Here is a 12,634-nt window from a genome sequence, read left to right as displayed (position 1 = left end):
CGCGGTGACGTGTGGAGCTGACTGATACTAATCGATCGAGGACTTAACCGATTCATAATTATGTAAGGCGAACTCGTTCTTATCATACTTCTTCTTTATTATCTAGTTTTGAGGGAATGAAATCCCAATATTATACTTTGCGGGTGTGGCGGAATCGGCAGACGCGCTAGATTCAGGTTCTAGTGGTAGTAATACCGTATGGGTTCAAGTCCCTTCACCCGCATCAAAGAGATCAAAATGCGGAAGTAGTTCAGTGGTAGAACACCACCTTGCCAAGGTGGGGGTCGCGGGTTCGAATCCCGTCTTCCGCTCCAAACGTGCCGGGGTGGCGGAACTGGCAGACGCACAGGACTTAAAATCCTGCGGTAGGTGACTACCGTACCGGTTCGATTCCGGTCCTCGGCACCATTATTTCTCTCACGGGAAATAGCTTTAGCTTGATTGAGTACTACGTTCGGGACGAAGGGTCGCTCACTTAAGATTCTGTTTTCCTGATTATTATATGTATGGGGCCTTAGCTCAGCTGGGAGAGCGCCTGCTTTGCACGCAGGAGGTCAGCGGTTCGATCCCGCTAGGCTCCACCATTTTTATATTATACTTTTGGCGGTGTAGCTCAGCTGGCTAGAGCGTACGGTTCATACCCGTAAGGTCGGGGGTTCGATCCCCTCCGCCGCTATTATTTTTTTGCAATTTTATAATGGAGGGGTAGCGAAGTGGCTAAACGCGGCGGACTGTAAATCCGCTCCCTCAGGGTTCGGCGGTTCGAATCCGTCCCCCTCCACCATTTATAGGGGCATAGTTTAAAGGTAGAACTAAGGTCTCCAAAACCTTCAGTGTGGGTTCGATTCCTACTGCCCCTGTTTCAATTACATCATGGGCCTATAGCTCAGCTGGTTAGAGCGCACGCCTGATAAGCGTGAGGTCGATGGTTCAAGTCCATTTAGGCCCACTTCAATAGAGTAACTGTTTAAAACCGAGTCGATATGATTCGGTTTTTTTATTTGATTTTACCCGTTTTGGAAAGCATAAAGGAAAAGAGTTTTGGAGGAAGACATTATGCCTGAACTGCCGGAAATGGAAAACTATAAGATTCATTTAAGTCAAATGATTGCAGGTAAAACCATTACCGATGTCCAAGTTAACCGTGAAAAATCAATAAATGTGAATCCCGAACTTTTTAAAAGGACCGTACTTAATCAAAAAATAACCACCATCAATCGAAGGGGTAAACACCTTCTTTTTCACCTCCAAAATGGGCAGGTTCTGTTATTGCATCTAATGCTCGGGGGATGGATGTTTTATGGACAGGAAGCAGATAAACCTAAACGAACGATACAGGTTCAGCTTTCTTTCGGAAATGAACATTTATACTTTATTGGTCTGCGTCTGGGGTATCTTCATTTATATTCCCAACAGGAAGCAGAAGAAAAACTATCCCATCTAGGGCCGGAACCACTGAACAGCAGTTTTACATTGGAGGAATTTATTAAACGAATTGGCTGCAAGCATGGGCGTTTGAAGACCACACTTTTGGATCAGGAGTTTATTTCAGGAATTGGCAATTGCTATTCTGCTGAAATCTGCTTTGATGCAGAAATTTTACCAACGAAAGACATTGATGACATTAATCCACCTAGCCCTTCTCAATTGTTTCAATCGATGAAAAAAATTCTCCAAGTGGCCATTCAAAATGGAGGTTACATGGATAATCCGATTTTCAAGGGTGATAAAAAAACGGGCGGTTTTAATCCACTATGCCAAGTATACGATCGCGAGGGAGAGAAATGCCGACGTTGCGGGGCAACAATCAAAATGGAAACAATCTCTTCCCGAAAAACTTTTTATTGTCCAGTATGTCAAAAGTAGAACTGTATCCTGCCGATTTCCGGCGGGTTTTTTTATTAAAAGAAAAAATTAGCCAATTTGTCAAAATTATTGTTTCCGAATTTGTTTAAATGTACTATACTATATACAAATAAGTATAGCACATTTGAATATATATAACATATTTATTGTGAATAAGGTGGTGCTAATGATTAAACTCACCAAGCGTCAGGATGAAATTCTGCAGATTGTAAAGGAAAATGGCCCGATAACCGGTAAAGAAATTGCAGAGAAACTTTCTGTTACTAGAGCGGCATTAAGGCCAGACCTTGCAATCTTGACCATGTCCGGCAGTCTGGATGCCAGACCGCGTGTAGGCTATTTTTTTAATGACAAATTAGAAGTAAAACGGCAGGCGAAGAAGTTTATTCAGCAAAAGGTATCCGATTTTAAGGCTCATCCAATCGTGGTTGAAAAATCAACTTCTGTTTATAATGCGATTGTCCAGTTGTTTCTCGAGGATGTTGGAACACTTTATGCGGTGGATACAGAAGGAAATTTGGCAGGAGTGATTTCCCGAAAGGATTTGCTCAGGGCTGCACTTGGGAACAAAAATCTGCAGGAATTGCCCGTAAGTGTCATTATGACAAGAATGCCTAATATTATCACGATTAATTCAGAGGAAACCTTGCTCGAAGCGGCCAAAAAAATGATTAATTTTCATATTGACTCCTTACCGGTAGTAAAGGAAGTCAATCATAAAAATAATACATATTTGTTGTTAGGGAGAATTACCAAAACGACAATAACAAAGGCCTATTTAGAATTTATGGAAGAAAAATAGATTAAGGGGAGTTGCTGCGATTTTGGTACAAAAGGAAGTTGTCTACGTAGTATCTGACTCGGTTGGTGAAACGGCTGAGTTTGTTGTTAAAGCGGTGGCAACACAGTTTAATGGTGGACAGGTAGAAATTCGCCGAAACTCATATGTAGACGACATTGAAGACATTGAAGATGTGATTATTTTGGCAAGAAAGGACCATTCCATCATTGCCTATACCATCGTCATTCCAGAATTAAAAGATTATTTAGATAAGCGTGCCAAGGAAGAGGGGATAATGGCAGTTGACCTCCTCAACCCATTAATGAATGCATTTACAACAAGGTTTAATAAACAGCCCCACCACCAGCCTGGCCTAATGAGAAAATTAGACGAAGAATATTTCCGCAAAATCGAGGCGATTGAATTTGCCGTGAAATATGATGATGGACGTGACCCAAGAGGCATTATGAAGGCCGATATTGTTTTAATCGGTGTGTCCCGGACTTCAAAAACGCCGCTGTCTATGTACCTTGCCCATAAGCGTTTTAAAGTGGCCAATGTGCCGTTAGTTCCAGAAGTGCCTCCACCAGATGAACTTTTTAAAATACCGAGAAAAAATTGTATTGGTTTAATTATTTCACCAGATAAATTGAACGAAATTCGCACTGAGCGCCTAAAAGCACTTGGACTGGGCTCAAAGGCGAATTATGCAAGCTTCCAGAGAATTCTCGACGAACTAGATTATGCCGAAAAAATTATGAAACGAGTAGGCTGTCCAATCATAAATGTTTCGAATAAAGCGATTGAAGAAACTGCAGGATTAATTTTAGACGTTTTGAAAAAAGAGAGGAGCTTTTAAATCATGGGAAAATTCGTTTATTTATTTAATGAAGGCCATGGCAACATGCGAGATTTACTTGGGGGAAAGGGAGCGAATCTAGCAGAAATGACAAGAATCGGCCTGCCGGTTCCTTATGGTTTTACCATTACAACGCAAGCTTGTAATGCTTACTATGAATCTGATAAAACCATTCCAGCTTTAGTAGAATCACAGACATTAGAGGCGTTAAGACTTTTGGAAGAAAAAATGGACAAAAAACTCGGTGACCCGCAGAATCCTTTACTTGTTTCTGTTCGATCCGGTTCCGTTTTTTCTATGCCTGGGATGATGGATACCATTTTAAATCTAGGGATGAATGACGAAACTGTTGTGGGTTTGGCAGCATTAACGAATAATCCACGATTTGCTTACGACTCTTATCGCCGTTTCATTCAAATGTTCAGCAACGTGGTCCTTGAAATTGATACGTATTATTTTGAACAATATTTAGAAGAGACTCGCGAACACAAGGGGTATACCTCTGACCCTGATATGACTGCTGAAGACTGGAAGGAAGTCATTGTTGGCTATAAGGAAATTGTCAAAAAGCATACGCGTAAGGACTTCCCACAAAATCCGAAAGAGCAGCTTTTCCTTGCCATCAATGCGGTATTCAATTCTTGGAATAATCAACGGGCGATTGTTTACCGCCGCTTAAATAAGATTCCCGATCATCTGGGTACAGCTGTAAATATTCAAAGCATGGTGTTTGGTAATATGGGGAACGACTCAGGTACAGGTGTTGCATTTACAAGAAATCCTTCCACCGGTGAGCATGTTCTTTATGGGGAATACTTAATAAACGCTCAAGGTGAAGATGTTGTTGCCGGTATCCGTACCCCACAGCCAATTGCCACCCTTAAGGACGAAATGCCAGGCGTTTACCAGCAGTTTTCGGACACATGCCATAGCCTTGAGCAGCATTACAAGGAAATGCAGGACATTGAATTCACAGTGGAACGCGGGAAGCTGTTCATCCTTCAAACACGGAACGGAAAACGTACCGCCCAAGCAGCTATCCGCATAGCGGTTGAGATGGTGGAGGAAGGAATTATCGATAAAAAGACAGCGCTGCTTCGTGTTGATCCTGACCAATTAAACCAACTGCTGCACCGCCGAATCGATGACAAAGCTGAAAGAAGAATATTAGCTAAAGGCTTGCCGGCATCACCAGGCGCTGCTACCGGCCGGGTTGTTTTTGATGCCGATGAAGCGGAGCAATTAGGAAATGAAGGTAAAAAAGTTATCCTTGTTTCTCCTGAAACCACTCCAGATGACATCCATGGTATGGTTGCAGCACAAGCTATTTTAACTAGCCGCGGTGGAATGACAAGCCACGCTGCCGTGGTTGCCCGCGGTATGGGGAAAGCTTGTATTTGCGGCTGTGAAGCCTTAAAGATTGACATGAAAGCAAAACAATTCAGTGTGGGTGACACGGTTGTTAAACATGGCGATATTATCACGGTTGATGGTTCAACAGGTGAAATTATGCTTGGTGAAATCCCAATGATCGACCCTGAATTATCTGAAGAGTTCCAGCAGCTTCTTGCTTGGGCAGATCAAGAACGCAAAATAGGTGTTCGTGCCAATGCCGATAATCCAGAGGATGCCAAGAAATCATTTGAATTCGGTGCAGGCGGAATTGGATTATGCCGGACAGAGCATATGTTTATGGATTTAAAGAGGATTCCAATCGTTCAAAAAATGATTTTAGCAGAAACCTATAGTGAGAGAATGGAAGCACTTGAAGAACTTTTACCGATGCAGCAAGGTGACTTTGAGGGGATTTTCGAAGCAATGCAAGGACTACCTGTAACGATTCGTTTATTGGATCCACCGCTTCATGAATTCTTACCAAATAAAGAAGAACTTTTAGTAGAAGTAACAAAGCTGCAAATTCTCAATCCGGATTCTGAAGAGTTAAAGCAAAAAGAACTGCTGCTGAAAAAGGTTCGCCAGTTGGATGAGTTCAATCCAATGTTGGGCCACCGCGGCTGCCGTCTTGGCATGATACATCCGGAAATTTATGATATGCAGGCAAAGGCGATTTTCTACGCTGCTGCTAGAGTAGCGGAAAAGGGCTTGGTAGTCCAGCCTGAAATCATGATTCCACTTGTTGGCCACGTCAATGAATTGAAGCAAATGCGCCAGTTGGTTGTCGATGCTGCTGTACGTGTCCAGGAAGAAACGGGCAAGGTCATTAACTACACGATTGGTACGATGATTGAGATTCCACGGGCTGCGCTTACTGCAGACCAAATCGCCGAGGAGGCTGATTTCTTCTCCTTCGGAACCAATGACTTAACGCAAACAACATTCGGCTACAGCCGTGATGATGCAGAAGGGAAATTCCTGCAGGCATACATTGAAAACAAGGTACTGCCAGAGAATCCGTTTGCTGTTCTTGACCAGGATGGTGTTGGTAAGCTTGTGGAAACCGGCGTTAAGCTTGGCCGTGCAACAAAACCTTATTTAAAAACAGGCATTTGTGGGGAACATGGCGGAGAGAAAAGCTCAATTGATTTCTGTTACCGGACTGGTTTGGATTATGTCAGCTGCTCGCCATACCGGGTGCCTTTAGCACGTTTGGCTGCTGCACAGGCCACCATTCGCCATGAAGCAAATCGGGAGGAAGTTTATACAACTGCATAAGTTGATTGAGAGGGCGGCACTGTTTAAGGTGCCGTTCTTTTTTTGTCCCTTGCCCGTTTTGTTTTGATTCGCTGATAGAACGCTTAAATTCGCTGGTAGAAGTTCAGAATTCGCCGATAGATCCTTGAAATTCGCTGATAGACCTGTAATATTCGCCGATTAGCAGGTTTGCACGTAGACAAAAATCCTTTAAACCTAAAAATTCATCCTAAGAATACAATCTTTTTATACGTAACTTGGTTTTTATAAGGGTTTAGCGATATATTTTTTGCAAATACTATGAAAAAACTTTAAAGGGGCTATAAAAATGGGGGCAATTGAACGCAGCGGCTTTCGGTTTGTGCCGGAATACAGTGTAATCCAGCAAAATGGAGCGATTCACGTCTACAGTAAGGATGAGTTTATTGAGGAAATCCAATTTCAGTTTGCTGGGAAGTTTCCGGAATTGGACCAAATTGAAGAATTAGTGGATAAGTATTGCGAGTTACATAATATTTAGGGAACGCTTGTTCGTTTTGGTTTTTAATGGTATAATCTAAATTGCAATAGAATAGGACTTCTCAAGGGTGGACGGCACATCTCCGAATGAAAGGGGGTGATGCTGTTTGACAGTATTTCAGGCCTTGATGTTAGCTGTCTCGTTTGCCAGCCTGATTATTACAATTCTGTCTTTTCACCAAAAAAAATAATCCACCCTTGAGCCGGCAAGCATAAGCGGTGGATTTTTGCCCTTCTTTTGCCGAATCCCGATGGGAACCAGCTATTGCATGGCCGAGCGAGTACCTGTCGTCATGCTCGGTCTTTTTTACTATATGCACTTCTTACTGAACATTATACATAACATTTTTGCAAAAAGAAAGAAAATATCTATATTAAAGAAGGGATTTATATGAGCAAGCTCGAAGCTATTTACCCTCAAGCAATTGAACATACGAAACAAAAAGTATTGCAGGATATGGAACGTTATTTTGAATACAGTGAAACGCTGCCTTCTTTTGAGCAATACCTGGCAGACAGAGGCCAGTACATTGAACAAATTTGGATCAATGTGTGGCTAAACAAAGTAACGAATGATGTCTCGAAAAATGAAAAGAAGCAATTTTTGAGTGAAAAAGAATATGAGGTCCAGGGTGTTGACCGAAAGCTGATTAACAAGCTTTTTCGTGATGAAATGAGGTTGTATCAGCCTTTCGATACGCTTACCTGGGTTATTGAAAACTTTAAAGGACATGAGGAAGATTGGCAAACACGCTTTGAGCAGGCAAAAGAAAACTTCCTTATTAGGGAGCAAGAAAGGCTGCTTGAAGAAGAAAAAGCAGAATTTCGTGAAGCAATAGAAGACGAAGCAGCTGCCATAGTCGAAGAACAATATACTCGTTTTTACTTATATGTACGCCAATTCACAGCAAAGCAATTGGCAGCCGATTTTGAATCGAGTACAAAATTTCAGTCTATAGATCGTGCAGCTCTGGAGGAGAAATTAGTCTCAGAAGGTTCGTTTAGTTCGTTTTCATATCAAACGGTTGCTGATTTTTTCGAGGAATTGACCGGTGATATCCATAAACCTCCTCACGAGTGGGGGCGAAGCTATTTTGAATATGAGACCTACTACTATGTATATGAAAGCTTGATTTCGGATTATCTTTCAGAATTACTGCCTAATAAAGTATTACAGGCATTGCCTGCGGATTTGAAAGATAGGTATCATGAGACTTTTACTAAGCCGCCCACGGCAGCATTTGTTAAAGAATGTATGATTAATGTGATTTATGATGTAATTGGTTATTATTTAGAGGACATCCAAGAAGAATACGTTGCCGACTTATTGAAGCTTGTCGATATCCCATTTGATGAGGAAGTTCACCGGAAGCTGCTTGATCAAGATTTAGAGGAAAGAGAAAGAAAACGGGCAGAAGAGCTGGCAGAGCTGGACAGGAAAAGGGCCGAGGAAGAACGGATCATGAGGGATATTTTCGGTACGGAATATGACCCTTCCCTTAACTTACGTCACATCCGCTATGTCCTGCATATTGGCGAAACTAACACAGGCAAAACACATCATGCCTTAGAGAGGATGAAACAGGCTGAGAGTGGCTTGTATTTAGCACCATTAAGACTTTTGGCACTTGAGGTATTTGATAAATTAAATGCTGAAGGAACACCGTGTAATCTGAAAACAGGAGAAGAAGAGAAGGTTGTCCATGGAGCTGGCCATATTTCCTGTACGGTTGAAATGTTTCATGAAAAAGAATATTACGAAGTCGTCGTGATTGATGAAGCTCAGATGATAACCGATAAGGACCGAGGCTTTTCTTGGTATAAGGCCATCACCAAAGCAAATGCGGAGGAAGTCCATATCATCAGCAGCCGCAATTCGAAGGAAATGCTGCTTGAGCTTTTAGGTGATTCCGATATCACGATTAATGAATATAGCCGCGATACCCCTCTTGAGGTGGAATCGAAGGAATTTCATATTAAACATATTAAAAAAGGGGACGCTCTTATTTGTTTTTCAAGAAGACGGGTATTGGAAATGGCATCTCGGCTGCAAAATGACGGCCATTCGGTCAGCATGATATATGGCAGCATGCCCCCGGAAACAAGGAAAAAACAAATTCACCTTTTTAATGAAGGAAAAACAAAGGTGATTGTCGCGACGGATGCCATTGGGATGGGCTTGAACCTGCCGATTCGACGGATTGTTTTTCTCGAAAATGAAAAATTTGATGGAACGAGAAGGCGGCTTTTAAATTCTCAGGAAGTGAAGCAAATAGCTGGCCGTGCCGGACGGAAGGGGATTTATGATGTCGGTAAGGTGGCCTTTACTAATGATATTAAAAAAATGAAGAATTTACTCTTGCAGGAGGATCGTCCGGTCCAGACGTTTGCTATCGCTCCCACGTCGTCCGTCTTTGAACGTTTCCAACGCTATTATCATGATTTGGATACATTCTTTGTACTGTGGGAAAAATTTGAAAGCCCAAAAGGGACGAAGAAGGCTTCCTTGTCAGAAGAAAGGTCACTATACAGAAAAATTGCCGGGAGTGAAATCGAAGCGCGATTGACACTGACAGACTTGTACGGCTTTTTGCATCTGCCGTTTTCCAAAAATGAACAAGCGCTTGTGAAGCAGTGGGAAGATACAATGTATGCAATTGTTCAGGGGAAGGAGCTTCCGGAACCAATTGTAAAGGAAGGCAGTCTAGAAGAACTGGAATTAAGCTATAAAGCAATCGGTCTCCATTTATTATTTTTATACCGGTTGGGTGAGCGGACCGAAGCTAGCTATTGGGAACGTCTGCGTGAGGAAATCAGTGACAAGGTCCAGGAAAGGTTGAAAACCGACATCAAGAAATTTGTTAAAAAGTGCAAGAACTGCGGCAAAAAGCTTGCCTGGGACCATCCATTTCCAACCTGTGATGCTTGTTACCGTGCTCGGTTTAAAAAATATTGGCATGATGAGGATGAGTTTTAATTTTAAAAGGCCTGTTTTGGGGGCCTTTTTTATTTTGCCCGAGGAGGAAGAGGCAAGGATGTTAGCAGTAAAAATATGGCGTTTATTTTGCCGATATTAGTATTTTAAGCTAAATTGCCCATATGATGTTAAAAAGGAGGGGGATTTATGACTGTTCATGTGGTTCAAACCGGAGAAGATTTATGGGCTATTTCAAACAAGTATAGTGTTCCAATTGAATCCATTCTCAATCTTAATGGGCTGGTAGCCGCATCTGTCGTTGTTCCAGGCCTTGCCCTCTACCTTCCAGATAACCTTCCTCATATTAGATTCTATCGAATTAAAGCGGGTGACCAAATTGGGAATTTGGCTTTTCAATTTCATACGGTTCCCTCCTCTATTTTAGCTGCAAACCCAGGTATTCAACCAGATCAACTTCATATTGGTCAAATCGTTAATATTCCATCTCCACTTAAATTACAAATGGCTGCCCTCGGATTTATTTTGCCATCTTCTGAAAGCGCTAATATAATTACCTTGAATTCGATTGCCGGTCAGCTAAGCTATCTTGCTGTTGTAGCATATTCTTTTACTGACGATGGATTTGCCTATAGGGAAATAGAGGATGCAGTACTTGTCGCAAGATGTAAACAATTAAAAATAAAACCGCTATTAATGATCCGAAATTTTACAGGTGCCGGCTTTAGTGCGGATTTAGCAGGCAGGGTCCTTGAAAACATCACATTTCGGCGAAATTTAGTAGCTAGCATTCTAAACCTTGTTAAGCAGCGGGGATATGAAGGGGTGAGTATTGATTTTGAATTTATTCCTCCGGCAAGAAGGAGGGATTTTATTTCTTTTTTAACAGAATTAAAAAGGGGTTTAGATGGCCTTTTTCTCCACGTGAATGTTCATGCAAAAACAGAGGATATCCCAACTAATCGAATTATTGGGGCTTATGACTATGCGGCAATCGGACAGGTGGCCGATATGGTTGCAGTTATGACAATTGATTATGGATATCCCGGCGGCCCGCCGGCTCCTATTGCCCCTATAACATGGATGGAGCAGGTCATTCAGTATTCCATCACTCAAATACCCCCAAAGAAACTGCAAGTGGCCATGGCCTTGTATGGATATGATAAAGCAATCAGGACGAATGCCACAAAAGCTATGTCCGTTCTTTCCGCCCAGAACCAGGCAATCTCAACTGGTTCTTCTATTCAAATTGACCTTTCTGCCAAATCGCCATGGTACCGCTATTGGCATGGAGTGGAAGAACGGATTGTCTGGTTTGAAGATATCAGGAGCTTGATTGAAAAGTATCGATTGCTTGATATTTATCAATTAGCTGGAACGACATTTTGGCAAATCACCCTCCCATTTCCACAAAATTGGGCTTATATAAGGGACCATATAGCTGTTATAAAAACTTAATAGATTTGTCCAGTTTACCTATGTACAATTATTTTTAAGAGGTTTTGGACAAACTCTAAGGAAAAAAGAAAGGATGGAAATTTATTGCTCATAAGATTTCATTTTTCCTTCTTGATATTATTTTCCGCTATTAATTACATAGATCAAGACAGGGTTATTGCGGAAAGTAAGTCTGTAGTAATAGAAAGTCAGATTAAGGAGCTAATGAGTAATTCCCTTACAATGCAAGGGGCAATTGCTGGAATTAGTATCAGGTCAGCAGCAGATGGGAAAATGATTTATGAATATAATGGAGATGTGCGGCTTCGCCCTGCCTCCAATATGAAGCTGCTAACAGCCGCTGCTGCACTGAAAGTTTTAGGAGAGGACTATACCTTTCCAACCGAAATACATATCGATGGTCCCGTTAAAAAGAAGACACTTGCTGGGAATCTTTATATAAAGGGAAAAGGTGACCCCACCTTGACGAAAGAGGATTTTGACAACCTAGCTAAAGAAATTCGGAAGCATGGCATTACAAAGATAAAAGGAAACCTGATAGGTGATGATTCCCACTTCGATGATGTCCGGTACCCCCTTGACCTGCCATGGAGTGATGAAACGACTTATTACGGGGCACAGATTTCAGCACTGACAGCAGCACCAACTACAGACTACGATTCAGGGTCAGTAGAAGTTATCATGACACCAAGCTCCAAAGAAGGAGAAAAGCCGAAGGTAAAAATTACTCCGGAAACCAGCTATGTAAAAATAGTCAATCATGCTGTAACAGTTGGAGAAAATGAGAAAAAAGACATTACCATCAAACGGAAACATGCAAAAAATACGATAACAATTGAAGGCACTGTCCCAATAAAAACAAAAGCAGTCAAAGAGTGGGTGGGCGTTTGGGAACCAACGCGGTATGCATTGGCGCTTTTTAAACAATCATTAGCAGAACAAGGTATTAAGGTTTCCGGGAAAATTAAGACAGGTAAAGTACCTGACAATGCTACACTAATTATTACCCACAAATCAATGCCATTGTCAGAACTGCTTGTTCCCTTTATGAAGCTTAGCAACAATGTTCATGCTGAGGTGTTTGTAAAGGAAATGGGAAAGGTTGTTCTCGGTGAAGGCTCTTGGGAAAAGGGGCTTGAGGTTTTGGAGTCGGAAATGGTGAAGTTCGGGTTAAATCCGAAAACGATGGTCATCCGTGACGGTTCAGGCGTCTCTCATGTTGATTTAATTCCAGCAAACGAAATTTCCAAACTGCTACTTGCCGTCCAAAAGGAAACGTGGTTCTCTTCTTATCTAAATTCATTACCGGTAAGTGGTGTTCCTGAAAAAATGGCTGGCGGGTCGCTTCGCTATCGGATGAAAACCGCAGATGTTCGAGGAAGGGTAAAGGCAAAGACTGGGACTCTTTCCACTGTCAGTTCTTTATCCGGCTATGTAACAACAAAAAACGGTCAAATATTGATTTTTTCAATCATTTTAAACAACCTGATGGATGAAGATAAAGGGAAGAAGCTGGAAGATGAGTTTGTTAAAATATTGGCGAATCAGTAATGAACAGGCAGTG

Annotated in this window: 9 protein-coding genes and 8 tRNA genes; all 17 read left to right on the top strand. The window is 41.9% G+C overall.

Going from position 1 to position 12,634, the window contains the following annotated elements; genetic code table 11:
- Nucleotides 1-139: 139 nt before the first annotated feature.
- The 17 genes from ACFPA1_RS13730 (at nt 140) to dacB (ending at nt 12,621) form a co-directional block, all read left to right on the top strand.
- Nucleotides 140-223 (top strand) — tRNA-Leu (locus tag ACFPA1_RS13730).
- A gap of 16 nt (nt 224-239) precedes the next feature.
- Nucleotides 240-314, top strand: a tRNA-Gly gene (locus ACFPA1_RS13725).
- Between the two features lie 5 nt (nt 315-319).
- Nucleotides 320-408: transfer RNA gene (locus ACFPA1_RS13720), tRNA-Leu, on the top strand.
- Nucleotides 409-508: 100 nt separating this feature from the next.
- A tRNA-Ala gene (locus tag ACFPA1_RS13715) sits at nt 509-584 on the top strand.
- 18 nt (nt 585-602) lie between these two features.
- Nucleotides 603-676 (top strand) — tRNA-Met (locus ACFPA1_RS13710).
- A gap of 23 nt (nt 677-699) precedes the next feature.
- A tRNA-Tyr gene (locus ACFPA1_RS13705) sits at nt 700-784 on the top strand.
- 5 nt (nt 785-789) lie between these two features.
- Nucleotides 790-860, top strand: a tRNA-Trp gene (locus ACFPA1_RS13700).
- 15 nt (nt 861-875) lie between these two features.
- Nucleotides 876-949, top strand: a tRNA-Ile gene (locus ACFPA1_RS13695).
- A 107-nt stretch (nt 950-1,056) separates the two neighbouring features.
- Complete coding sequence (gene mutM, locus ACFPA1_RS13690; protein WP_378583712.1) at nt 1,057-1,866, top strand: bifunctional DNA-formamidopyrimidine glycosylase/DNA-(apurinic or apyrimidinic site) lyase; 810 nt, start codon at nt 1,057-1,059, stop codon at nt 1,864-1,866.
- Nucleotides 1,867-2,032: 166 nt separating this feature from the next.
- Nucleotides 2,033-2,668 carry a helix-turn-helix transcriptional regulator gene (locus tag ACFPA1_RS13685; RefSeq protein ID WP_378583710.1) on the top strand — a complete coding sequence of 212 codons (636 nt, stop codon included), beginning with the start codon at nt 2,033-2,035 and terminating at the stop codon, nt 2,666-2,668.
- Between the two features lie 22 nt (nt 2,669-2,690).
- Complete coding sequence (locus ACFPA1_RS13680) at nt 2,691-3,506, top strand: pyruvate, water dikinase regulatory protein (RefSeq protein ID WP_213148191.1); 816 nt, start codon at nt 2,691-2,693, stop codon at nt 3,504-3,506.
- A 3-nt stretch (nt 3,507-3,509) separates the two neighbouring features.
- Complete coding sequence (gene ppdK / locus ACFPA1_RS13675) at nt 3,510-6,179, top strand: pyruvate, phosphate dikinase (RefSeq protein ID WP_378583707.1); 2,670 nt, start codon at nt 3,510-3,512, stop codon at nt 6,177-6,179.
- A 307-nt stretch (nt 6,180-6,486) separates the two neighbouring features.
- Nucleotides 6,487-6,678: a YbxH family protein gene (locus tag ACFPA1_RS13670; protein ID WP_213148193.1), complete on the top strand. Its 192-nt coding sequence runs from the start codon at nt 6,487-6,489 to the stop codon at nt 6,676-6,678.
- A 106-nt stretch (nt 6,679-6,784) separates the two neighbouring features.
- Nucleotides 6,785-6,868 carry a putative holin-like toxin gene (locus ACFPA1_RS13665; RefSeq protein WP_372447649.1) on the top strand — a complete coding sequence of 28 codons (84 nt, stop codon included), beginning with the start codon at nt 6,785-6,787 and terminating at the stop codon, nt 6,866-6,868.
- A gap of 200 nt (nt 6,869-7,068) precedes the next feature.
- Nucleotides 7,069-9,654, top strand: coding sequence for a DEAD/DEAH box helicase (locus ACFPA1_RS13660; RefSeq protein WP_378583705.1), 2,586 nt, complete (start codon nt 7,069-7,071; stop codon nt 9,652-9,654).
- 147 nt (nt 9,655-9,801) lie between these two features.
- Nucleotides 9,802-11,070 carry a glycosyl hydrolase family 18 protein gene (locus ACFPA1_RS13655; RefSeq protein ID WP_213148195.1) on the top strand — a complete coding sequence of 423 codons (1,269 nt, stop codon included), beginning with the start codon at nt 9,802-9,804 and terminating at the stop codon, nt 11,068-11,070.
- Between the two features lie 84 nt (nt 11,071-11,154).
- Nucleotides 11,155-12,621, top strand: coding sequence for a D-alanyl-D-alanine carboxypeptidase/D-alanyl-D-alanine-endopeptidase (gene dacB / locus ACFPA1_RS13650; protein WP_378583703.1), 1,467 nt, complete (start codon nt 11,155-11,157; stop codon nt 12,619-12,621).
- The last annotated feature ends 13 nt before the right edge of the window (nt 12,622-12,634 follow it).

The organism is Neobacillus sp. GCM10023253 (assembly GCF_042653105.1).
GTDB classification, from domain to species: Bacteria; Bacillota; Bacilli; order Bacillales; family Cytobacillaceae; genus Neobacillus; species Neobacillus citreus.
This window is presented reverse-complemented; position numbering and strand designations above follow the sequence as displayed.

Coding starts and splice junctions, on each gene's coding strand:
- ACFPA1_RS13670 (WP_213148193.1), top strand. CDS start 6,487: ATGGGGGCAATTGAACGCAGCGGCTTTCGGTTTGTGCCGGAATACAGT.
- ACFPA1_RS13660 (WP_378583705.1), top strand. CDS start 7,069: ATGAGCAAGCTCGAAGCTATTTACCCTCAAGCAATTGAACATACGAAA.
- ACFPA1_RS13685 (WP_378583710.1), top strand. CDS start 2,033: ATGATTAAACTCACCAAGCGTCAGGATGAAATTCTGCAGATTGTAAAG.
- mutM (WP_378583712.1), top strand. CDS start 1,057: ATGCCTGAACTGCCGGAAATGGAAAACTATAAGATTCATTTAAGTCAA.
- ACFPA1_RS13655 (WP_213148195.1), top strand. CDS start 9,802: ATGACTGTTCATGTGGTTCAAACCGGAGAAGATTTATGGGCTATTTCA.
- ppdK (WP_378583707.1), top strand. CDS start 3,510: ATGGGAAAATTCGTTTATTTATTTAATGAAGGCCATGGCAACATGCGA.